Here is a 20,619-nt window from a genome sequence, read left to right on the forward strand (position 1 = left end):
CGGTGTCTCAAGGCCGTTGATGATGGATGGATCGGCATTAGGGTGAGATTGCCCGTTCCTGGCATCACTCAGCGTTTCCCGGTCACGCCTCTGCTTGCTTGCGTCCAGCGCACAATAAAAAAACGCCGCAGTTTCCTGCGGCGTTCTCATGTTTCCCCGAATCTGGCGAATCCTCAGCCCAATAGCTTCCGTACCTTGGTTAGCGCCGTCATGAACCGCTCGATCTCTTCATGCGTGTTGTAGAACGCCAGCGAGGCACGGCAGGTGGCCGCCACACCAAAGTACTGTAGCAGCGGATGCGCGCAGTGCTGGCCCGAGCGCACGGCCACGCCTTCCAGGTCGAGCAAGGTCGCCAGGTCGTGCGCGTGCGCGCCGTCGATCAGGAACGACACCACCGCTGCCTTTTCCGGTGCCTCGCCGATGATGCGCAGGCCATCCACCCGGCGCAGCTCTTCGGTGAAGTGCGCCAGCAGTTCGGCCTCTCGTGCTTCCACGTTCTCCTGGCCAAGCTGCTGCAGGTAGTCGGCGGCCACGCCCAGGCCGATGAAGCCGGCGATGTTCGGGGTGCCGGCTTCGAACTTGTGCGGGGCATCGTTGAACACGGTGCCGTCGAAGCTGACTTCCTTGATCATCTCACCGCCACCCAGGAACGGCGGCATCGCGTCCAGGTGCTCGCGGCGCGCCCACAGCGCACCGGTACCGGTCGGGCCGCACATCTTGTGGCCGGTGATGGCGTAGAAATCGCAGCCGATCGCGGCGACGTCGACCTTGCGGTGCGGCACGGCCTGCGAGCCATCGACCACGGTGATGATGCCGCGCTTGCGCGCTTCGCGGCAGATCTCGCGCACCGGATTGACCGTGCCCAGCACGTTGGAGACATGAGTAACCGCCAGCAGCTTGACCTCCGGGGTCATCGCCGCGCGCAGCGCATCCAGGTCCAGCGCGCCATCGGGGGTGATCTCGGCCACGCGGATGGTGGCGCCGGTACGCTGCGCGACCAGCTGCCACGGCACAATGTTGGCGTGGTGCTCCATGCGCGTGATCAGGATCACGTCACCGGCCTTCAGCCGCGGCAGCGCCCACGAATAGGCCACCAGGTTTATGGCGAAGGTGGTGCCACTGCACAGCACCAGGTCGCTGGGCCGCACGTTGAGGAAGCGTGCCAGCGTGTTGCGTGCGCCTTCGTAGGCATCGGTGGCTTCACTGCCCAGTGCATGCACCGCACGGCTGACGTTGGCGTTGTAGCGGCGGTAGAACTCGTCCACCGCGCCGATAACCTGCACCGGCTTCTGGCCGGTGTTGGCATTGTCGAAATAGACCAGCGGCTTGCCATGCACTTCACGCATCAGCAGCGGGAAGTCGAGGCGGACGCGGTCCCAGTCGGGGGCGCCGGTGCGTCCTTCGATCGGGCGCGGCGTGGACAGGTTCATGCCACACCTGCCTCGGCCAGCGCCTTGTCCAGACGGTGTGCCAGCTGCGCACGCAGTGCGTCCGGCAGGATCTTCAACGGCTCGTGGCAGAACGCGGCGCTCAGCAGTGCCTGCGCCTGTGCCTGCGGCAGGCCGCGCGAGCGCAGGTAGAACAGCGCGTTGGCATCGAGCTGGCCGACAGTCGCACCGTGCGCGGCCTTCACTTCATCGGCGTCGATCACCAGCGTCGGCTGGGTGTCGATCTCGGCATCGGCCGACAGCAGCAGGTTCTTGTTGGACAGGTTCGCGTCGGTGCCATCGGCGCCTTCGCGGATCTGGATGCCACCATGGAACACCACGCGGCTGCGGTTGGCGGCGACGCCGCGCCACAGCAGTTCGCAGGCGGTATCGCGTGCGATGTGGTCGATACCCAGGCGGGTTTCGACGTGGCGGCGGCCATTGCCAAGCAGCACGCCGTTGGCGGTCAGCTGGGCATTGTCGCCTTCGAGGCGCACGTTCAGTTCATGGCGGCTGAGCGCGGCGCCCAGTTCCAGGTCCACGCGGTGGTACTGCGCGTCGCGGGCCAGCACGGCGTCGGTGCGCAGGAAGCTGGTCTGGCGCGCGCTGCCGGCCTGCACGCGGGCGTGCTTGAGCACGGCATCACGGGCGACATGGGCATGCAGCACGGTGTTGTCCAGGTGGGCGGAGTCACCCACGCTGAAGCGATGCTCGACCACGCCCAGGCTGGCGCCGGCACGCAGTTCGATCAGGTGACGGTGATGCCAGGCCAGGTCGGTATCGCCGGCGACGCTGGCAAACACCAGCTGCAGCGGCACGTCGACCTGTACGCCTTCATCCACGCGCAGCACCACGCCTTCATCGGCCAGCGCGGCATTCAGGCGGGCGAAGATCTCCTCGCTGCGCTCGTAGCGGCGGCCAAGGAAACGCACGGCGTCTTCGCCAGCGGCCAGCGCGGCCGACAGCGGCTGCAGCTGCACGCCGGCCGGCAGGGCCTGCACGTCGCTCAGCGCGGCGTCCAGGCGGCCATTGACGAACACCAGGCGCGGTGCAGGAATGTCCTCCAGCAGCGCGGCGTCCAGCGCCGGGCCCTGCAGCGGTGCCGCTGCGAACGCACGGCGTTCCAGCTGGCGCAGTGAGGTGTACTTCCAGGCTTCGTTGCGGGCGGCCGGCAGGCCGTCGCGCAGGGCCGCATCCAGCACTTCGCGGCGCGCATCGCTGCCGCAGAAGGCTTGGGCCATCGAGTCAAGCAGGGCGCTCATCAGACCGCCGCCTCGGGCACGACCCGGTCCTTCAGGAAATCATAGCCGTGCGCTTCCAGTTCCAGCGCCAGTTCCGGGCCACCGGTCTTGACGATGCGGCCATCGGCCAGCACGTGCACCACGTCCGGCTTGATGTAGTCCAGCAGGCGCTGGTAGTGGGTGATGACCAGGAACGAGCGGTCGGCGGCACGCAGTGCGTTGACACCGTCGGCCACGCTCTTCAGCGCGTCGATGTCCAGGCCCGAGTCGGTCTCGTCCAGGATCGCCAGCTTCGGTTCCAGCACGGCCAGCTGGAAGATCTCGTTGCGCTTCTTCTCGCCGCCGGAGAAGCCTTCGTTGACGCCACGGTGCAGCAGCTCGTCCTTCAGGTGCAGCACGGCCAGCTTCTGGCGCACCAGCTTGAGGAACTGCATGGAATCGAGTTCTTCCTCACCGCGCGCCTTGCGCTGGGCGTTCAGTGCCGCGCGCAGGAAGTAGGTGTTGTTCACGCCCGGGATTTCCACCGGGTACTGGAACGCCAGGAACAGGCCGGCAGCGGCGCGCGCTTCCGGGTCCTGCTCCAGCAGGTCGACGCCGTCGAACTGCACGCTGCCTTCGGTCACTTCGTAGCCGTCGCGGCCGGCCAGGACATTGCCCAGGGTGGACTTGCCGGCGCCGTTCGGGCCCATGATGGCGTGCACCTGGCCGGGCTGGACGTCCAGCGACAGGCCCTTGAGGATTTCCTTGTCGCCGATGCGGGCGTGGAGGTTTTCGATCTTCAACATGGTGGGGGTTTCCGTGGGGCGGGCCGCGGCCCGCCGGTAAAGAGAATGCGTTTGCGAGGGGCGGGGGCGGGCGGTCAGCCCACCGAACCTTCCAGCGAGACTTCCAGCAGCTTCTTGGCTTCCACCGCGAACTCCATCGGCAGTTCGCGGAACACCTGCTTGCAGAAGCCGTCGACGATCATCGACACCGCGTCTTCCTGGCTGATGCCACGGGCGCGGCAGTAGAACAGCTGGTCGTCGGAGATCTTGGAGGTGGTGGCCTCGTGCTCGACGGTGGCGCCCGGGTTCTTCACCTCGATGTAGGGGAAGGTGTGCGCGCCGCACTGCTTGCCGATCAGCAGCGAATCGCACTGGGTGTAGTTGCGCGCGCCATCGGCGTTGCGGTCCACCCGCACCAGGCCGCGGTAGGTGTTCTGGCCGCGGCCGGCGCTGATGCCCTTGCTGACGATCTTGCTCTTGGTGCGCTTGCCGATGTGGATCATCTTGGTGCCGGTGTCGGCCTGCTGGCGGTGATGGGTCAGCGCCACGGAGTGGAACTCACCGACCGAGTCGTCGCCCAGCAGCACGCAGGACGGGTACTTCCAGGTGATCGCCGAACCGGTCTCGACCTGGGTCCAGGTGACCTTGCTGCGCGCGCCACGGCATTCGGCACGCTTGGTGACGAAGTTGTAGATGCCGCCGACGCCGTTCTCGTCGCCCGGGTACCAGTTCTGCACGGTGGAGTACTTGATCTCCGCGTCTTCCAGCGCGACCAGCTCGACCACGGCGGCGTGCAGCTGGTTCTCGTCGCGCATTGGCGCGGTGCAGCCTTCCAGGTAGGACACGTAGGCCTTGTCCTCGCACACGATCAGGGTGCGCTCGAACTGACCGGTGTGGCCGGCGTTGATGCGGAAGTAGGTGCTCAGCTCCATCGGGCAGCGCACGCCTTTGGGAATGAACACGAAGCTGCCATCGGAGAACACCGCCGAGTTGAGCGCGGCGAAATAGTTGTCACCCACCGGCACCACGGTGCCCAGGTACTGGCGGACCAGCTCCGGGTGCTCCTTGATGGCCTCGGACATCGAGCAGAAGATGATGCCCTTCTCGGCCAGTTCCTTGCGGAAGGTGGTACCGACGGACACCGAGTCGAACACCGCGTCCACCGCCACGCCGGCCAGCTTGGCGCGCTCGTGCAGCGGCACGCCCAGCTTGTCGTAGGTGTCCAGCAGTTCCTTCGGCACGTCATCCAGCGAGGCGTACTTCGGGCCCTTCGGCGCGGAGTAATAGCTGAGCGCCTGCAGGTCGATCGGGGCGATCTCCAGCTTGGCCCAGTCCGGCATCGGCATGGTCAGGAAGTGGCGGTAGGCGTCCAGGCGCCACTGCGTCATCCACTCCGGCTCTTCCTTCTTGGCCGACAGGGCACGGATGGTGTCCTCGTCCAGGCCCGGCGGCAGGGAGTCCGATTCGATCTCGGTGATGAAGCCGGCCGAATACTTGCGACCGAGCTGCTCGTGGATCTCGCGGTTGGGGGTGTCGTCGTGGGCGACGTTTTCGATGGTTTCGGTGGCCATGGGGGCTGCCTGTGGATCAGGAGACGACGTCGACAGCGATGGTGCGGCGCTGTTCGTCATCGGCAAGGGGAAGAGGGGGCAGGATCTGGGCGAGAGTGACATCGCGCAGGGCCTCGGAAACCACGTCGTTGATCAGCCGCCAGCTGCTGCGCGCGCCGCACTTGGGCGCCATGCCGCACTGGTGGTGGTCGTGGCTGCATTCGGTCAGGGCCAGCGGCCCTTCCATGGCTTCGACCACTTCGAACAGCGAGATCTCGATGGCCGGGCGGGTGAGGCGGTAGCCGCCACGGACGCCGCGCAGGCCTTCAACCAGGCCGGCCTGGGCCAGCGGCTTGAGCACCTTGCTGACGGTAGGCGGCTCCAGACTGGTGAATTCGGCCAGCTCGGTGGCGCTGAGCACCTCGCCCGGACGGGCGGCGAGCACGGTCAGCACGACGGTGGCGTAATCGGTGAGTTTGGTGACGCGCAACATGGGGATGCGAGTGGTTCTTAAAGCGGACTGAAATTGTACGCTTTTCTTCGCCGCCATCCAACCCGGGCATTCAGCCGGCGCTGGGGCCAGGCCGGGAGGACACACCGGGGCCGTTGCCAGGGCGCCATGCTGCGCCAACGGGGTGATTTTCGCAATCACCCGGAATGGGCGAGAATCAACGTTCCTTTCGCTGCAGACCTCCCTTGCCGATGCCCAAGAAGATCCAAGCCCGCAAGTCCGCCATCCACGGCAACGGTGTGTTTTCCGTGGCCCCGATCAAGCAGGGCGAGCGCGTGATCCAGTACAAGGGCCTGCTGCGCAGCCACGGCGACGTTGATGCCGATGACAGCGGCGACGTCGAAAGTGGCCACACCTTCCTGTTCACCCTCAACGACGATTGGGTGATCGATGCCAACTACAAGGGCAATGACGCGCGCTGGATCAACCACAGCTGCGACCCGAACTGCGAGGCGGTGATCGAGGAAGACGAAGACGGCGACAGCCGTGGCGACAAGGTGTTCATCGAGGCGCTGCGTGACATCAAGCCAGGTGAGGAACTGACCTACAACTACGGCATCACCCTGGCCGAACGCCACACCGCCAAGTTGAAGAAGATCTGGGAGTGCCGCTGCGGCTCGCCCAAGTGCACCGGCACCATGCTGCAGCCCAAGCGCTGACCGTTACCGGGGACTGCCGGCCCCTGGCCGGCACTACCCGGAGGCTCTCCACCTGCCGTGCACGGCAGGGTCATCGCCGTGCAAGGGCCTTTCTTCCATTCTGTCGGCTCCCCAACCGGAGTGCACCCATGGCAGAGCGATTGAAGGGCAAGCAGATTGCCATCCTGGCCACCCACGGCTTCGAACAGTCAGAACTGACCGAGCCCAAGCGGCTGCTGGAGGCCGAGGGCGCGCGCGTCAGCGTGGTGTCGCCTGCAAAGGAGGCGACGATCAAGGGCTGGAAAGAGAAGAACTGGGGCGACGCCGTCGCGGTGGATATTCCGCTGGATGAAGCGGATCCGGCACGCTTCGATGCCGTGGTCCTGCCCGGAGGCGTCATCAATCCGGACACACTGCGCACCGATGATGCCGTACTGGCCTTCATCCGCGCGGTGGATGAAGCCGGCAAGCCTGTGGCGGCCATCTGCCACGGCCCGTGGTTGCTGATCAACAGCGGCCTTGCTGAGGGGCGCGACGTGACGTCCTGGCCGTCCCTGCAGCAGGATCTGGTCAACGCAGGTGCGAAATGGCGCGATACTGCGGTTGTGATCGATGACAACCTGATCACCAGCCGCAAGCCGGACGACATCCCCGCCTTCAGTGAGGCGGTGGTCAAGGCACTTGCCGCCTGATGCGCTACCGGTAGTGCCGGCCAGCGGCCGGCACTACCTCATTTGCCCAGTACGCCGGCCGGCACCAGGTTGCCCAGGTTCTGGTTGAACGTGACTACCAGCTTGCCGTTCTTCACCTGCGCCGACTGCACCTGCAGCGCACCGAGCAGGCCGGCCATGGCCGGGTCCAGCTTGTAGATCGGTTCGCGCTGGGCGTAGTCGCTCAGCCAGGCATTGAGCAGTCCGCGGGTGCGCGAATCGAGGCGACCCCCTTGGTTGGCCGGGGTGAAATCATCCACGCTGGGCTGCTGCAGGTGGAAGCCCTGGGTCTGTGCGTCGTAGCGCAGGCCACTGCTGAGCTTCACCGTACCCAGTTTGGCCGGGTTGCCGCCGGCGGTGGCCAGTGCCACGTCCATGCCCAGGTTCAAGCGCTCGCCGGCCGGAAGGCTCAGCTGCGGGTGGCTCATGGTCAGGGCGATCAGGCCGCCGAGCGCGTCCTGGGTGCGCGGGAAGCTGCCATCAAGGTACTGCTGCACGTCGCTGGCCCCTACCGACAGTTCGCGGCCGGAGATGGACGGGGCGGCCTGCGCGCCGATCGCAGCAGCGATCAGCACGGTGGAGGCGGCGAGGCGGGTCATCAGGGAACGCAGGCGCATGGCGGTGACCGGTGGGTATGAATGGACGAATCAAAGAGTAGCCGTGCCGGCTGAATCGTGCGTGCATGCCGCTGCAACGGTTCAGTCCAGCGTTGGCCGCAGTTGCGCCGACTGGATCTGCCAGGCACGGCCGTCACTGCTGGGCTGCACGCGGTACCAGCCGCCGAAGCGGAAGGTGCCTTCAGTGGTCACCGCGCGGATCTGCACCGGAACTTCCAGCAACTGCGGCGGCTGGTGACCGTCGCGCGCGACCGGTAGTTCGCTGGTCAGGCGCAGGCTGCGCACATCCGTGAGCTGGCGCAAGGCGGCATCGTCTGCGCGCCGTGCATCGCTGGGTGGGAAGGTCCATGCGGCGTCGATGGCCTTGCGATCGCGATTGAGCAGGGCCATGACATACGCATTGAGCATTCCCGCCGGCAGCTCGGCCTCGGCTGCAACGGCGGCAAACAAGGGATCGACATCGACGGGCTGCACGGGCGATGCATCGCCTTCTGCGTCGGTCTGTGGCGTCGTGCGGGAAGCCGCCTCGGCCGAGGCCGACGGTGCGGCATCTGCTGGATGGGGCTGCGATGGCGGCCGGGAACAGCCCAGCAGCACCAGCGGCGCAATCAACAACAGGACCCTGTGCATGCCTGCCTCCTCCCCGAGGCGAACGGAAGGAGGCAGTGTATCGGCTGCGCCGTGATCAGCGGGAGGAGGGCAGCTGTTCCAGTGCATCCAGCGCCGGCAGCACCTGCGCGGCGATGGCGGCCAGGGCGTGGCCTTCGGTTTCGGCGTGGCGTTGCACGATGTCGCGCAGCAGCTGGGTGGCGATCACCAGTGTCGCGCGCTCGTCGCCGCTGATGCCAGCGGTGCGCGGGGCAGCTTCCAGCAGGCGCATCAGGTCGCGGCTGGCGCGATGTTCCAGTTCGATGGTGCAGCGCCCGGTGCACTGCAAACCGTCCTTTTCGATGGGGGTCACCGAGATCCGGTAGCGGGTGGAGGGGCTGGACATGAGAGGGGGCTCGCCGTAGCTGTGGAGGATGTGCCCACCATAGGCAACGCCACGGCCGGCGGCGACGGCCGGCGCTGCACGCAGTGTTCCACCCGGTACGTTCCGGGGCCGGCACGTACCACGCCCAGCCAATGGCGACGGGCCTGTCCGGACATTCCCGGCGATGCGGCAACGCTGTGTTGCGGGCCGTGGTTGGGACAAAAAAAAAAACGGGACGGCCAGAGCCGTCCCGTCGGAATCCGCGTTGGGGCGCGCGCTTACAGCGCGGCGTCCTTCAGCTTCTTCAGCGGACGCACCTTCAGCTTGGTGGTGGCCGGCTTGGCAGCGAACCACTGCTCTTCCTTGGTGAACGGGTTGATGCCCTTGCGCTTCGGCTTGGCCGGCACATTGACGGTGGTGATCTTCAGCAGGCCCGGCAGGGTGAACGAGCCAGCGCCCTTCTTGTGCACCGAGGAGGCGACGGCGCTTTCCAGCGAGGCCAGCACAGCGCGGACGTCCTTGGCGATGACGCCGGAGGCTTCAGCGATGTGTGCAACCAGTCCGGACTTGGTCAGCACTTCCTTGATCGGCTTCGGAGCGGCCGGCTTGGCGGCTGCCTTCGTCGCGACTTTCTTCACTGCCTTCTTCGGGGCAGCCTTCTTAGCGGTCTTTGCCATGGTTTCCTGTTCCGTGAACGGTTGGTTGTTTGGTCGGCGCCGAACCCCGTCGGCAAGCGCAATGTAGGGCAACTCTCGGGCGCCGCCAATAGCCCGAAGCGCGGAAAGTGCATGTTTTTTCATATCCAGGCCGATTCAGTACATGGCCCGCAGTGGGGGAAGGGGCGGTGGCAGCGCGCGCGATGGGTGGCGCCCGCCCATTGGCTGGGTGCGCGAAACCACTGAAAACAAGAGGAAAATGCGTTTCCGGTTGGCGAGGAAGTGTCCACGCGCCGGGTTCGGAAGACGACCTCCAGCGTGCGGCGGAGCGACGCAGGGCTAACGCCTCCCGTGCGAGGGTGACCGTTCATCACCGTCACGCAGGAGCAGCACATGGGAATCTCGCGACACGCCACCGCGCACTGGGAAGGCGATTTGAAGTCGGGCAAGGGCCAGTTGAGCACGCCGCAGAGTGGCCTGCTGGACAAGACCCGCTACGGCTTCAACAGCCGTTTCGGCGACGAAAAAGGTACCAATCCGGAAGAGCTGATCGCTGCCGCGCACGCCGGCTGTTTCACCATGGCGCTGTCGGCCAAGCTCGGCGAAGCCGGCTTTACCCCGACCTCGCTGGATACCGAAGCCAAGGTCGATCTGTCTCTGGAAGGCGGCCCGCAGCTGTCGCAGATCCGGCTGAAGGTGAAGGCGGTGGTGCCGGGCATCGACGCGACGCAGTTCCGCGCGATTGCCGATGACGCCAAGCAGAACTGCCCGGTGTCCAAGGCGCTGAGCGCCGTGCCGATCAGCCTGGAAGCCGAGCTGGGCTGAGCCGGCGCATCTGTAGAGCCGAGCCCAGGCTCGGCTGCCCCGGCTGCCATGCGCTGGGCGGAGAGCAGCCGAGACTGAGCCCGGCTCTACAGCATTCCTTTACCAATCGATGGTGCCGCTGATCACCGTCTGCACCTGGCCACCCGACCAGACCTCACCGTCCTCGTCGACCAGCAGCGTCAGGCGCGCATCGTGGCCGACTTCGCGGCCTTGGCTGACTTCGAACGGTGCACGGCCACGGGGCAGGGCGCCGCGCAGGTCCAGCCACGCGGCCAGCACCGCATTGGCCGCACCCGAGGCGGCGTCCTCGAAGCGGCGCCCATTGCCGACGAAGGCACGTACGGCCAGGTCGAAACCCTCGCTGCCATCGCTGAGGGCATAGGCGAACACGCCCATGCTGTCGGTGGAATCAGCCAGTGCGGCTACCGCATCCCAGTCCGGCTGCAGCGCGCGCAATGCGGTCTCGTCGGCCACCTGCACCACCCACCAGCTGCGCCCGCCCTGCATGCGCGCCGGTGGCAGCGTGCCTAGCGGCCAGCCCTTCAGTGCGGACTGCAGGCGTGGATCGGTCGCCTCGGCAGTTTCGGCCAGCTGCGCGCGCGGGGTACGGATGGCGATGCGCTGCTGCGCACCCTCACCGCTGACGCGCAGCGGCAGGGCGCCGGCAATGCCGTCCTGCACCAGCACGCCATCGATCGGCGTGGCCAGGCCCGCCTGCAGCACTGCATGCGCGGTGCCGACGCTGGGGTGGCCGGCGAACGGAACCTCCTTCTGGGGGCTGAACATGCGCAGCCGGTAACTGGCACCGGCGACCTGCGGCGGGAACACGAAGGTGGTTTCGGGCAGGCGCGTCCAGCGTGCGATGGCCTGCATGCTGGCATCGTCCAGGCCCTCGGCATCGAGTACCACGGCCAGCGGATTGCCAGCGCCGGCGCGCGGGGAGAACACATCCAGCTGCAGGAAACGGCGGGTGGTCATAGGGGGCAAACTCCGTAAAACGAGAGGGGATACGGTTGCGCCGGGCCATGCCCGGCGACCGTGCGCGGCGCTACCAATGGATGCTGCCGTCGATCACGCACTGCACCTGGCCGCCGATCCATACGGTGCCCTGCGCATCAACCTCGACCTGTACGCGGCCATCGCGGCCGACTTCGCGGCCCTGGCTGGCCACGTAGCGGCCCTCGCGGCCGGGCAGAGCGTCGCGCTGGCGCAGCCAGGCACCGATCAGGGCATTGGCGCTGCCAGTGACAGGATCTTCCGGCACGCTGGCCGCATCGGCGGGGCAGAACGCACGTACCACGCGGGAGTGGCCGGTGCCGGCTTCGTCGGCGAACACCGCCACGCCGGTGGCATCGGTGGCCAGGCTCCAGTCGGCCAGCGCGGCCATGTCCGGTGCCAGCCCACGTACGGCGGCGGCATCGCGTAGCGGCAACAGCCACCAGCGTGCACCGTTGTCCCACAGTTCGGGTACGTGCCCGCTGGCAGCCAGCGCCAGCAGCTCCTTCGGCGCGGCGTCCGCGCTGGTGTCCAGTTGCCGCGCCGGCGGGCTGGCCAGCTGGATCTGCAGTGCCTCGGCCGGACCGCTCACCCGTACCGGCAGCAGCCCCGCCGCGCATTGCTGCAGCAGGGCGCCGTCGCGCGGTTGCACCAGGCCGCAGGTCACCGCCGCCCAGGCGGCGCCGACGCTGGGGTGGCCGGCAAACGCCAGTTCGCGGGTCGGGGTGAAAATACGGATGTGGTAGTCGGCGCCCGGCGTGCTGGGGCGCAGGAAGAACACCGTCTCGGACAGGTTCAGCCAAGCGGCAAGGGCCTGCATCTGGCTACTTGAGAGCCCGTCGGCGTCCAGGATGACGCCCAGTGGGTTGCCGGTGCCGGGGCGGGGGGCGAAGACATCGAGCTGCAGGTAACGGAGGACGGCCATCTACGGTGATATTGCGCTTAGAATCAAAGGTTCCGCCCCCGAGGGCGGCTTCCCCACATTCTACATAGCCAATCCATGTCAGCTTCCCCCCTTGTCGATCGTTGGATCGTACTGAAGTTCGGCGGCACCTCGGTGTCGCGTCGTCATCGCTGGGACACGATCGGGAAGCTGGCGAAAAAACGTGCGGAAGAGACTGGCTCGCGCGTGCTGGTGGTGGTGTCGGCGCTGTCCGGGGTCACCAACGAACTGACCGCGATTGCCGACGGCGCACCGGACAGCCGTGATCGCGTGGCGGCGCTGGTCGAACGCCACGAGGGCTTCCTGGTTGAACTGGGCCTGGGCCGCGAGGTGCTGGCCGAACGCCTGGCGGCGCTGCAGGGCCTGCTGGACGACGCGCGCGCCGCGACCCGTCCGCTGGACTGGCAGGCTGAAGTGCTGGGTCAGGGCGAGCTGCTGTCCTCCACCCTGGGCGCAGCCTACCTGCACGCCTCGGGCCTGGACATGGGCTGGATGGATGCCCGCCAGTGGCTGGATGCGATGCCGCCGCAGCCGAACCAGAGCGACTGGTCGCAGCGCCTGTCGGTGAACTGCCAGTGGCGTGCCGATGCCGAGTGGATGCAGCGCTTCCGCGCGCAGCCGACCCGCCTGCTGATCACCCAGGGCTTCATTTCGCGGCATGCCGATGGCGGCACCGCCATCCTCGGCCGCGGTGGCTCGGATACCTCGGCGGCGTACTTCGGTGCGCTGCTCGGCGCCAGCCGCGTGGAGATCTGGACCGATGTGCCGGGTATGTTCAGCGCCAACCCGAAGGACGTGCCGGATGCGCGCCTGCTGACCCGCCTGGATTATTACGAGGCGCAGGAAATCGCCACCACCGGTGCCAAGGTGCTGCACCCGCGCTCGATCAAGCCGTGCCGCGATGCCGGCGTGCCGATGGCCATCCTCGATACCGAGCGCCCGGAACTGCCAGGTACCAGCATAGATGGCAGCGCCGCGCCGGTGCCGGGCGTAAAGGCGATCAGCCGCCGCAACGGCATCGTGCTGGTGTCGATGGAAGGCATCGGCATGTGGCAGCAGGTCGGCTTCCTGGCCGATGTGTTCAACCTGTTCAAGAAGCACGGCCTGTCGGTGGACCTGATCGGTTCGGCCGAAACCAACGTCACCGTGTCGCTGGACCCGTCCGAGAACCTGGTCAACACCGATGTGCTGGCCGCGCTGTCGGCCGACCTGTCGCAGATCTGCAAGGTGAAGGTGATCGTGCCGTGTGCGGCGATCACCCTGGTTGGCCGTGGCATGCGCTCGCTGCTGCACAAGCTGTCGGACGTGTGGGCCACCTTCGGCCGCGAGCGCGTGCACATGATCTCGCAGTCGTCCAACGACCTGAACCTGACCTTCGTCATCGACGAGGCCGATGCCGATGGCCTGCTGCCGATCCTGCATGCTGAGCTGATCGACAGCGGTGCGATGCCGGTGGAAGAGACCGAAGTGTTCGGCCCGCGCTGGCGCGAGATTGCCGGCACCGTGCGTCCGCGTGGCACCCCGTGGTGGCGGGGCCAGCGTGCGCACCTGCTGCAGCTGGCCGATGCGGGTACGCCGCGCTACGTCTACCACCTGCCGACGGTGCGTGCCCGCGCCCGTGCACTGGCCGCGATCAAGCCGATCGACCAGCGCTACTACGCGATCAAGGCCAACAGCCACCCGGCCATCCTGCAGCTGTTGGAAGCCGAGGGCTTTGGCCTGGAGTGCGTGTCGCACGGCGAGCTGAAGCACGTGTTCCAGCACCTGCCGGAACTGTCGCCCAAGCGCGTGCTGTTCACCCCCAGCTTCTGCCCGCGCAGCGAGTATGAGGCGGCATTCGCGCTGGGCGTGACCGTGACGGTCGACAACGTCGAAGCACTGCAGCGTTGGCCGGACCTGTTCCGCAACCGCGAGCTTTGGCTGCGGGTCGACCTGGGCCGGGGCGAAGGCCACCATGCCAAGGTCCGTACCGGCGGCAAGGACTCCAAGTTCGGCCTGCCGATCGCCCGCGTCGACGAGTTCGTGCGCGCGGCCACCGATCTGGGCAGCCGCGTGGTCGGCCTGCATGCGCACCTCGGCAGCGGCGTTGAGACCGCGCAGCACTGGCGCCTGATGTGCGATGAGCTGGCCGGTTTCGCCCGCCGCATCGGCAGCGTAGAGACGATCGACATTGGCGGTGGCCTGCCGATTCCGTATTCCGCCGAGGACGAGCCGTTCGACCTGGACGCCTGGGCCGAGGGCCTGGCCGAGGTCAAGGCGCTGCATCCGGCATTCCGTCTGGCGATCGAGCCGGGTCGCTACCTGGTGGCCGAGTCGGGCGTGCTGCTGACCCATGTCACCCAGGTGGTGGAAAAGGACGGCGTGCGCCGCGTCGGCCTGGATGCCGGCATGAATGCACTGATGCGCCCGGCTCTGTACGACGCCTGGCACGATATCGAGAACCTCAGCCGCCAGGGCGGCTATGCCGAGGCGGCGTTCGATGTGGTCGGCCCGATCTGCGAATCCAGCGATGTGTTCGGCAAGCGCCGCAAGCTGCCGGCGTCGACCGCGCCGGACGACGTGATGCTGATCGCCGATGCCGGTGCCTACGGCTATGTGATGGCCAACACCTACAACCAGCGGATGCTGCCGCGCGAAGACGTGATCGAATGATCGCCGCCCTGCACCCGCCCACCGACACGCCCCGCGCCATCGCGCGGGCCCGTGCCTGACCGGATACACCATGACTGCTTTCGACAAACACCAGGTTTCCCGCTTCCGCTTCGTCCGCTGCGAATTCGCCGCGGATACCGGCGTGGCCAAGCTGGTCTATGCCTTTGACGACGGCCCGGAGATGGTGGAGACCATCACCGTGCCGGGCGCCCCGTTCGTGCTGGACGAGGCGCGTACCGCCGCCGTGCAGCGCGCGCTGCAGCTGCTGCACCTGATCGCCGGTGTCAGCTACTACAAGGCGGGCGTGCCGGAGACGGTCAGCATCGACAGCTACGCCATCGATGCCGATACCGCAGCGCTGGTTGAGACGGTCTATCTCAACGGCCTGGGCGAATTTGCCTACCGCAACGGCCTGAACCTGCGCGGGCGCTTCCGCCTGCCGGTGCAGGGCGAAGCGGTGCAGGCCCCGGTGCTTGGCCTGCAGCCGCACGCGCTGGTGGCGATCGGCGGTGGCAAGGATTCGCTGGTCAGCATCGAAGCGCTGCGCCGTGCAGGCGTGGACGAGACGGTGACCTGGATCGGTGGTTCGCAGCTGATCCGCGCCTGTGCCGAGCGTACCGGCCTGCCGACGCTGAACCTGGGCCGCGCGCTGGCGCCGGAACTGTTCGAGCTCAACCGCCAGGGCGCCTGGAACGGCCATATCCCGGTCACCGCGGTGAACTCGGCGATCATGGTGCTGGCCGCGCTGCTGCAGGGCGTGGACCAGGTGGTGTTCTCCAATGAGCGTTCGGCCAGCTACGGCAGCCAGATTCCGGGCACCGGCGAGGTGAACCACCAGTGGTCCAAGGGCTGGGCGTTCGAGCAGGCGTTCGGCAGCCATGTGCAGAAGCACGTCGCTGCGGATCTGCAGTACTACTCGCTGCTGCGCCCGATGTCCGAGCTGGCGGTGGCCCGCCAGTTCGCCAAGACCGATTTCTACGACGCGCACTTCTCCAGCTGCAACCGCAACTTCCACATCCTCGGCGAGCGCCCGGTGAACCGCTGGTGCGGCGTCTGCCCGAAGTGCCATTTCGTGTTCCTTGCGCTGGCCCCGTTCATGCCCAAGACGCGCCTGGTGCGCATCTTCGGCCGCAACCTGCTGGACGATGCCGAGCAGGCCGGTGGCTTCGACGCGCTGCTGGAATTCCAGGACCACAAGCCGTTCGAGTGCGTGGGCGAAGGCCGCGAATCGCGCGCAGCGATGGCGACCCTGGCGCAGCGTCCGGAGTGGAAGGAAGACGTGCTGGTGAAGCGCTTCTGCAATGAGATCCAGCCGCAGCTGGATGCCGTCGAACTGGAACTGGCACCGCTGCTGCAGCTGCAGGGCGAGCACCGCGTTCCGGCTGCGCTGTGGGAACGGGTGCGTGAAGATTTCGCAGCTTGAAGGAAAGCGCGTTGCGCTGTGGGGCTGGGGCCGTGAGGGCCGCGCCGCGTTTGCGGTGCTGCGTGAGCGCCTGCCCACGCAGCCGCTGAGCCTGTTCTGCCCGGCGGCCGAAGTCGAGGCTGCACGCGTGGAAACAACGGGCAACTTGGACGTGCGTGGCGAGCCTTCTGCTGAAGCGCTGGCCGCGTTCGACGTGGTGATCAAATCGCCCGGCATCAGTCCCTACCAGCCGATCGCGCTGGCGGCGGCGGGGCAGGGCGCCACCTTTATCGGTGGCACCGCGTTGTGGTTCGCTGAGCATGCGGGTGCCGATGGCGTCGTGCACGACACCGTGTGCGTGACCGGTACCAAGGGCAAGAGCACCACCACCGCGCTGGTGGCGCACCTGCTGCGTGCCGCCTGCCACCGTACCGGTCTGGTCGGCAACATCGGCCTGCCGCTGCTGGAAGTGCTGGACCCGCAACCCGCGCCCGAGTACTGGGCGGTGGAACTGTCCAGCTACCAGACCGGCGACGTGGCGCGCAGTGGCGCCCATCCGCAGGTGGCGGTGGTCCTGAACCTGTTCCCCGAGCACCTGGACTGGCACGGCAGCGAGCAGCGTTACATCGACGACAAGCTGCGGCTGGCGACTGAAGCCGCGCCGCGCATCGCCGTGCTCAATGCCGCCGACCCGCACCTGGCCGCGCTGTCGTTGCCCGACAGCGAAGTGGTCTGGTTCAACCAGCCTCAAGGCTGGCACATGCGTGGTGACATCGTGCATCGCGGCGAACAGGCGGTGTTCGATACCCGCAACACGCCGCTGCCAGGCCGCCACAACCGCGGCAACCTGTGCGCGGTGCTGGCCGCACTGGAAGCACTGGGCTTGGATGCGGTGGCGCTGGCACCGGCGGTGCAGGACTTCCGTCCGCTGCCGAACCGCCTGCAGCGCATCGGCGTGGCCGATGGCCTGACCTACGTCAACGATTCGATCAGCACCACGCCGCATGCCAGCCTGGCCGCGCTGGAGTGCTTCGCCGGGCAGCGCATCGCCTTGCTGGTGGGCGGGCACGACCGTGGCCTGGACTGGACCGATTTCATGCAGCACATGGCCCACGACGTGCCGCCGGTGGAGATCGTGACCATGGGCAGCAACGGCCCGCGCATCCACGCCATGCTGCAGCCGCTGGCCGATGCCGGTCGCTTCGGTCTGCACGCGGCGGCGGATCTGCCCGAGGCGATGGCGCTGGCACGTGCCGCGCTGGGTGTGCAGGGTGGGGTGGTGCTGCTGTCGCCGGGTGCGCCGAGTTTTGGTGCGTACCGAGATTACGTGGCGCGTGGCCGTCATTTCGCCGAACTGGCCGGGTTTGACCCGGACAGCATCAGCGCGATTCCGGGGTTGGGTATCGGCTGATCCACCGGCCCGGGGTCGGATCCCTTTCCGCAGGAAAGGGCTGTGACCCCAACGAGTTACCATCGGCGCATTCCCGGACGGATTCGAGAAGCCCGATGTGCACCTTCATCACCGTGTTCCTACCCACCTCGTTTGCGCACGTTGACGCCGCCGCGATCATGGAGCGCAGCGGCCGTCGCCTGTTCGCGCAGGATTCGCCCAGCCTGCAGGCCGCGGTCGGGCCTGGCTGGCAGCCGTGGCTGAGCGCCGTGCACTGCGATTGCGGCACGGCGCTGGCGTCGATGCGGGCCGAGCTGGAATGGAAGGGCGATGCCGACCGCTGGCGGAAGAAGGGCTGGAGCGAAGCGAAGATCGCCCGCGCGCTGGCCGAGCAGCGGGCGCGGCATGCGCAGGATCAGCAGGTGCGTCGCGATGAAGCAGTGGGCGACGCCGGCCAATGGCTGCTGCGCATCGAAGCCCTGCTGGCCGCAGGCGCCGCGCGCGTCGGACTGCTGGTACGCGACTACGACGGTTCGGTCGGTGCCCGGCAGCCGAAGCCACCGGAACGTCACTGGCCGCGTGCGCGCCTGGCGGCCGCGGATCTGCTGGCGTTCGAGCCGGGCACCTTGCATTGGATCGAACGCGGGTGAGGCCGTCATCCACGCATGGCGTGGATCTACTGTAGAGCCGAGCCCATGCTCGGCTGGATTTCAGTCCTCATGCCGGATGAACGCGTAACCGCCATCAATCAGCTGCTGCAGATACGCATCGAAGCTGGGCGCGATGACTACGTAGCTGTCTGGATCGTGCAGGTAGCGCACCACCTGGCCGACCGTGCCGCCCGGCGCGGGATCGAAATCCAGGTACAGCATCGAGGTGCCGCCGTTGTTCATGCAGTGCGAGAAGCACAGCCGGCGGCTCATCGGCAGATCCGCGTCGATGCCTTCACCCAGAATCTCCGGCTCGTCATCCAGCCATTCTTCGTAGATGGAACGGATGCTGTCGTCCCACTGCTGCTGGTCTTCGAAGATCTGCGCGACCGAGCGCAGGTAGTACGGGTAGCCGCCGTCTTCCACGTCCGACCCGAGCATCAGCACGCAGACCCCGCCGCCGGGATACGCGCGGAAGTGGGTGCCATCCACGCGGGACAACAGTTCCACCAGGCTGTCAGGCACCTGCGGCCATTGCATGCGCAGGCGCTGCAGGTCTTCTGCGCTGGCACCCTGGACGTGAGCCCACTGCGGGGCATCGTCGGCGGGCAGGCGTGGGATCAGGCCAGACAGAAAGCGGTCAACAAGGTTCATGCGAAATAGGGGACGGAGGGGATTAAGTCGTATCCAACCACACCTGCGTCACGTCGCCAATGCAGAATGCGACGCGGGAGGGGCGAATACGGCTTAATCCCCTCCGTCCCCTTTTTTTGCGGAGCAGGCGCATGAATCGTTGGCGATGTGGTGTAGCGGTGATGCTGGGCCTGGCGGCGATGCCGGCGTGGGCGGCAATGAAGACGCAGCCGGTGGAGTGGAAACACCAGGGCACGACTTTCAGTGGCGTGCTGGTCTATGACGACGGCGAAAACGACAAGCGACCTGGCCTGGTGATGGTGCCGAACTGGAAGGGTGTGAACGAGTCGGCCATCGAGAAGGCCAAACAGCTGGCCGGCGATGATTACGTGGTGCTGGTGGCCGATGTCTACGGAAAGGGTGTGCGGCCGAAGACCGATGCCGAGGCCGGGCCGGTGGCGACCAAGCTGCGCAACGATCGGCCGCTGCTGCGCGCGCGTGCGCTGGAAGCGGTGAACGTGCTCAAGGCGCAGGCCGGGAAGGTGCCGCTGGATGCCAGCCGGATCGGTGCGGTGGGCTTCTGCTTCGGCGGTACCACCGTGCTGGAGCTGGCCCGTGCCGGTGCGCCGTTGGCCGGTGTGGTCAGCCTGCACGGTGGGCTGGGCTCGCCACTGCCGGCGCAGGCCGGTGGCAGCCATCCTTCGGTGCTGGTGCTCAACGGTGCCGACGACAAGAGCGTGACCGCCGAGGACATCGCCGGTTTCCAGAAGGAAATGAACGCGGCCAAGGTCGACTGGGAGTTCACCAACTACAGCGGCGCGGTGCACTGTTTCGCCGAGCGCGATGCCAACAGCCCGCCGGGCTGCCAGTACAACGAACGGGCGGCCAAGCGCGCGTGGAAGGCGCTGGATGAGTTCTTCGAGGAACGCTTCCGGTAATAAACGGCGTGCCGACCAACGGTCGGCACCCACCGGAATGCCGGTTTGGTGGGTGCCGACCGTTGGTCGGCACGCCTCCATCAATGCGAGCGCTGCACCGCGTAGCGGGCCAGACCACGCAGGGCCGCCACGGCATCATTGTCGCCCAGGCCATCGAGCGCACGCTCGGCGGCTTCGGCATATTCCTCGGCACGCGCGCGGCTGTACTCCAAGCCGCCGGTGGCGCGGATCGCGGCCAGCACTTCCGGCATCGCCGAGGCGTCGCCGTCCTGCACGATGGTGCGCAGGCGCTCGCGGGTGGCGTCGTCGGAGTGGGCCATCGCGTGGATCAGCGGCAGCGTGGCCTTGCCCTCGGCGAGGTCGTCGCCCAGGTTCTTGCCGAGTTCCTCGGCATTGGCCGAGTAGTCCAGCACGTCATCGGCGATCTGGAACGCGTAGCCCAGGTGCATGCCGTAGTCGAACAGGGCCTGCTGGGTGGCTTCGTCCACGCCGCTGGCCAGCGCGCCCAGGCGGGTACCGGCGGCGAACAGCACCGCGGTCTTGCGCTCGATCACGCGCAGGTAGGCGGCTTCGTCGGTGTCCGGGTTGTGCACGTGCAGCAGCTGCAGCACTTCACCCTCGGCGATGCGGTTGGTGGCATCGGCCAGGATCTGCATCACCGACATGCGCTCCAGCTCGACCATCAGCTGGAAGCTGCGCGAGTACAGGAAGTCGCCGACCAGCACGCTGGGCGCGTTGCCCCACAGTGCGTTGGCGGTGCTGCGGCCACGGCGCAGGCTGGATTCGTCCACCACGTCGTCGTGCAGCAGGGTGGAGGTGTGGATGAACTCGATGATCGCCGCCAGCTGGTGGTGATCCGGGCCGGCCTGGCCGACCGCATGGCCGGCCAGCATCACCAGCATCGGGCGCAGGCGCTTGCCGCCGGCGGAAATGATGTGATCGGCGATCTGGTTGATCAGCACGACGTCCGAGGACAGGCGGCGCCGGATCAGGGCGTCGACGGCGGCCATGTCGGCCGCGGCAAGCGACTGGATCTGGGGCAGGCCCAGGGCGGGACGGGTGTCTTCGGTGATGGTCATGCGATCAGGCTTTCAGGCTCATCG

At 67.2% G+C, this 20,619-nt stretch carries 21 protein-coding genes; 8 read left to right on the plus strand and 13 right to left on the minus strand.

The genetic code is table 11. The annotated features are described in order from the left end of the window. Positions 1-173: 173 nt before the first annotated feature. The 5 genes from FQS62_RS05390 to FQS62_RS05410 all read right to left on the minus strand — a co-directional run bounded on the left by FQS62_RS05390 (position 174) and on the right by FQS62_RS05410 (position 5,475). Positions 174-1,430 (minus strand): cysteine desulfurase, encoded by a 1,257-nt coding sequence (locus tag FQS62_RS05390; RefSeq protein ID WP_049447534.1) that lies wholly within the window; start codon positions 1,428-1,430, stop codon positions 174-176. Next, positions 1,427-2,689, minus strand: a complete 1,263-nt coding sequence (sufD, locus tag FQS62_RS05395) for a Fe-S cluster assembly protein SufD (protein WP_049447533.1) — start codon at positions 2,687-2,689, stop codon at positions 1,427-1,429. The genes FQS62_RS05390 and sufD overlap by 4 nt, the downstream gene beginning before the upstream one ends. Continuing rightward, positions 2,689-3,453, minus strand: a complete 765-nt coding sequence (sufC, locus tag FQS62_RS05400) for a Fe-S cluster assembly ATPase SufC (protein ID WP_021203137.1) — start codon at positions 3,451-3,453, stop codon at positions 2,689-2,691. The genes sufD and sufC overlap by 1 nt, the downstream gene beginning before the upstream one ends. A 74-nt stretch (positions 3,454-3,527) precedes the next feature. Continuing rightward, the gene (gene sufB / locus FQS62_RS05405; RefSeq protein ID WP_010483551.1) at positions 3,528-5,003 is read right to left on the minus strand and encodes a Fe-S cluster assembly protein SufB; all 1,476 of its coding nucleotides are present in this window, start codon (positions 5,001-5,003) and stop codon (positions 3,528-3,530) included. Positions 5,004-5,019: 16 nt separating this feature from the next. Continuing rightward, entirely contained in the window at positions 5,020-5,475 is a 456-nt protein-coding gene (locus FQS62_RS05410; protein ID WP_005412530.1) for an SUF system Fe-S cluster assembly regulator, read from the minus strand. Positions 5,476-5,684: 209 nt separating this feature from the next. Here FQS62_RS05410 and FQS62_RS05415 point away from each other — a divergent pair, with 209 nt between their 5' ends. Further along, positions 5,685-6,152: an SET domain-containing protein gene (locus tag FQS62_RS05415; RefSeq protein ID WP_029550719.1), complete on the plus strand. Its 468-nt coding sequence runs from the start codon at positions 5,685-5,687 to the stop codon at positions 6,150-6,152. Between the two features lie 128 nt (positions 6,153-6,280). Beyond that, positions 6,281-6,823 carry a type 1 glutamine amidotransferase domain-containing protein gene (locus FQS62_RS05420; RefSeq protein WP_005412532.1) on the plus strand — a complete coding sequence of 181 codons (543 nt, stop codon included), beginning with the start codon at positions 6,281-6,283 and terminating at the stop codon, positions 6,821-6,823. 38 nt (positions 6,824-6,861) lie between these two features. On the opposite strand, the gene FQS62_RS05425 is transcribed toward FQS62_RS05420, so the two are convergent. The 4 genes from FQS62_RS05425 to FQS62_RS05440 all read right to left on the minus strand — a co-directional run bounded on the left by FQS62_RS05425 (position 6,862) and on the right by FQS62_RS05440 (position 9,108). Then, positions 6,862-7,458, minus strand: coding sequence for a YceB family lipoprotein (locus FQS62_RS05425; RefSeq protein WP_049447531.1), 597 nt, complete (start codon positions 7,456-7,458; stop codon positions 6,862-6,864). A gap of 81 nt (positions 7,459-7,539) precedes the next feature. Next, positions 7,540-8,088 (minus strand): hypothetical protein, encoded by a 549-nt coding sequence (locus FQS62_RS05430; protein WP_208043385.1) that lies wholly within the window; start codon positions 8,086-8,088, stop codon positions 7,540-7,542. A gap of 55 nt (positions 8,089-8,143) precedes the next feature. Beyond that, a complete protein-coding gene (locus FQS62_RS05435; RefSeq protein ID WP_049447529.1) occupies positions 8,144-8,452 on the minus strand; it encodes a DUF3861 family protein in 309 nt (102 codons plus the stop codon). A gap of 257 nt (positions 8,453-8,709) precedes the next feature. Then, positions 8,710-9,108 (minus strand): HU family DNA-binding protein, encoded by a 399-nt coding sequence (locus tag FQS62_RS05440; protein WP_010483539.1) that lies wholly within the window; start codon positions 9,106-9,108, stop codon positions 8,710-8,712. A 372-nt stretch (positions 9,109-9,480) separates the two neighbouring features. On the opposite strand from FQS62_RS05440, the gene FQS62_RS05445 reads away from it, so the two are divergent. Continuing rightward, positions 9,481-9,912 (plus strand): OsmC family protein, encoded by a 432-nt coding sequence (locus tag FQS62_RS05445; RefSeq protein WP_005408443.1) that lies wholly within the window; start codon positions 9,481-9,483, stop codon positions 9,910-9,912. A gap of 99 nt (positions 9,913-10,011) precedes the next feature. On the opposite strand, the gene FQS62_RS05450 is transcribed toward FQS62_RS05445, so the two are convergent. Together FQS62_RS05450 and FQS62_RS05455 are read right to left on the minus strand one after the other, a co-directional pair. Next, positions 10,012-10,890: a PhzF family protein gene (locus tag FQS62_RS05450; protein WP_208043384.1), complete on the minus strand. Its 879-nt coding sequence runs from the start codon at positions 10,888-10,890 to the stop codon at positions 10,012-10,014. A 70-nt stretch (positions 10,891-10,960) separates the two neighbouring features. Continuing rightward, the gene (locus FQS62_RS05455; protein WP_208043383.1) at positions 10,961-11,833 is read right to left on the minus strand and encodes a PhzF family protein; all 873 of its coding nucleotides are present in this window, start codon (positions 11,831-11,833) and stop codon (positions 10,961-10,963) included. Between the two features lie 75 nt (positions 11,834-11,908). Between FQS62_RS05455 and FQS62_RS05460 the strand changes: the two genes are divergently transcribed. The 4 genes from FQS62_RS05460 (at position 11,909) to FQS62_RS05475 (ending at position 17,945) form a co-directional block, all read left to right on the plus strand. After that, positions 11,909-14,503 (plus strand): bifunctional aspartate kinase/diaminopimelate decarboxylase, encoded by a 2,595-nt coding sequence (locus tag FQS62_RS05460; protein WP_208043382.1) that lies wholly within the window; start codon positions 11,909-11,911, stop codon positions 14,501-14,503. Between the two features lie 70 nt (positions 14,504-14,573). Continuing rightward, positions 14,574-15,926 carry a UDP-N-acetyl-alpha-D-muramoyl-L-alanyl-L-glutamate epimerase gene (gene murL / locus FQS62_RS05465; RefSeq protein WP_208043381.1) on the plus strand — a complete coding sequence of 451 codons (1,353 nt, stop codon included), beginning with the start codon at positions 14,574-14,576 and terminating at the stop codon, positions 15,924-15,926. Beyond that, positions 15,907-17,316 (plus strand): UDP-N-acetylmuramoyl-L-alanine--D-glutamate ligase, encoded by a 1,410-nt coding sequence (gene murD, locus FQS62_RS05470; RefSeq protein WP_208043380.1) that lies wholly within the window; start codon positions 15,907-15,909, stop codon positions 17,314-17,316. Before murL ends, murD begins: the two co-directional genes overlap by 20 nt. Before the next feature lie 95 nt (positions 17,317-17,411). Further along, positions 17,412-17,945: a hypothetical protein gene (locus FQS62_RS05475; RefSeq protein ID WP_049447523.1), complete on the plus strand. Its 534-nt coding sequence runs from the start codon at positions 17,412-17,414 to the stop codon at positions 17,943-17,945. Positions 17,946-18,005: 60 nt separating this feature from the next. Here the strand turns inward: FQS62_RS05475 and FQS62_RS05480 are convergent, their stop codons facing one another. Next, positions 18,006-18,599, minus strand: a complete 594-nt coding sequence (locus tag FQS62_RS05480) for an SMI1/KNR4 family protein (protein WP_049447522.1) — start codon at positions 18,597-18,599, stop codon at positions 18,006-18,008. Between the two features lie 131 nt (positions 18,600-18,730). Between FQS62_RS05480 and FQS62_RS05485 the strand changes: the two genes are divergently transcribed. Continuing rightward, positions 18,731-19,516 (plus strand): dienelactone hydrolase family protein, encoded by a 786-nt coding sequence (locus FQS62_RS05485; protein WP_208043379.1) that lies wholly within the window; start codon positions 18,731-18,733, stop codon positions 19,514-19,516. Between the two features lie 80 nt (positions 19,517-19,596). Here the strand turns inward: FQS62_RS05485 and FQS62_RS05490 are convergent, their stop codons facing one another. Then, positions 19,597-20,595: a polyprenyl synthetase family protein gene (locus tag FQS62_RS05490; RefSeq protein ID WP_004147673.1), complete on the minus strand. Its 999-nt coding sequence runs from the start codon at positions 20,593-20,595 to the stop codon at positions 19,597-19,599. Positions 20,596-20,619 lie beyond the last annotated feature (24 nt).

This window comes from Stenotrophomonas sp. SBJS02 (assembly GCF_020428325.2).
Taxonomy (GTDB): Bacteria; Pseudomonadota; Gammaproteobacteria; order Xanthomonadales; family Xanthomonadaceae; genus Stenotrophomonas; species Stenotrophomonas africana.

Excerpts from the sequence above, each read along its gene's own strand:
- FQS62_RS05480 (WP_049447522.1), bottom strand. The coding sequence starts at position 18,599 with ATGAACCTTGTTGACCGCTTTCTGTCTGGCCTGATCCCACGCCTGCCC.
- sufD (WP_049447533.1), bottom strand. The coding sequence starts at position 2,689 with ATGAGCGCCCTGCTTGACTCGATGGCCCAAGCCTTCTGCGGCAGCGAT.
- FQS62_RS05425 (WP_049447531.1), bottom strand. The coding sequence starts at position 7,458 with ATGCGCCTGCGTTCCCTGATGACCCGCCTCGCCGCCTCCACCGTGCTG.
- FQS62_RS05430 (WP_208043385.1), bottom strand. The coding sequence starts at position 8,088 with ATGCACAGGGTCCTGTTGTTGATTGCGCCGCTGGTGCTGCTGGGCTGT.
- FQS62_RS05450 (WP_208043384.1), bottom strand. The coding sequence starts at position 10,890 with ATGACCACCCGCCGTTTCCTGCAGCTGGATGTGTTCTCCCCGCGCGCC.
- sufC (WP_021203137.1), bottom strand. The coding sequence starts at position 3,453 with ATGTTGAAGATCGAAAACCTCCACGCCCGCATCGGCGACAAGGAAATC.
- FQS62_RS05390 (WP_049447534.1), bottom strand. The coding sequence starts at position 1,430 with ATGAACCTGTCCACGCCGCGCCCGATCGAAGGACGCACCGGCGCCCCC.
- murL (WP_208043381.1), top strand. The coding sequence starts at position 14,574 with ATGACTGCTTTCGACAAACACCAGGTTTCCCGCTTCCGCTTCGTCCGC.
- sufB (WP_010483551.1), bottom strand. The coding sequence starts at position 5,003 with ATGGCCACCGAAACCATCGAAAACGTCGCCCACGACGACACCCCCAAC.
- FQS62_RS05435 (WP_049447529.1), bottom strand. The coding sequence starts at position 8,452 with ATGTCCAGCCCCTCCACCCGCTACCGGATCTCGGTGACCCCCATCGAA.
- FQS62_RS05440 (WP_010483539.1), bottom strand. The coding sequence starts at position 9,108 with ATGGCAAAGACCGCTAAGAAGGCTGCCCCGAAGAAGGCAGTGAAGAAA.
- FQS62_RS05420 (WP_005412532.1), top strand. The coding sequence starts at position 6,281 with ATGGCAGAGCGATTGAAGGGCAAGCAGATTGCCATCCTGGCCACCCAC.
- FQS62_RS05410 (WP_005412530.1), bottom strand. The coding sequence starts at position 5,475 with ATGTTGCGCGTCACCAAACTCACCGATTACGCCACCGTCGTGCTGACC.
- FQS62_RS05490 (WP_004147673.1), bottom strand. The coding sequence starts at position 20,595 with ATGACCATCACCGAAGACACCCGTCCCGCCCTGGGCCTGCCCCAGATC.
- FQS62_RS05460 (WP_208043382.1), top strand. The coding sequence starts at position 11,909 with ATGTCAGCTTCCCCCCTTGTCGATCGTTGGATCGTACTGAAGTTCGGC.
- FQS62_RS05485 (WP_208043379.1), top strand. The coding sequence starts at position 18,731 with ATGAATCGTTGGCGATGTGGTGTAGCGGTGATGCTGGGCCTGGCGGCG.
- FQS62_RS05445 (WP_005408443.1), top strand. The coding sequence starts at position 9,481 with ATGGGAATCTCGCGACACGCCACCGCGCACTGGGAAGGCGATTTGAAG.
- FQS62_RS05455 (WP_208043383.1), bottom strand. The coding sequence starts at position 11,833 with ATGGCCGTCCTCCGTTACCTGCAGCTCGATGTCTTCGCCCCCCGCCCC.
- FQS62_RS05475 (WP_049447523.1), top strand. The coding sequence starts at position 17,412 with ATGTGCACCTTCATCACCGTGTTCCTACCCACCTCGTTTGCGCACGTT.
- FQS62_RS05415 (WP_029550719.1), top strand. The coding sequence starts at position 5,685 with ATGCCCAAGAAGATCCAAGCCCGCAAGTCCGCCATCCACGGCAACGGT.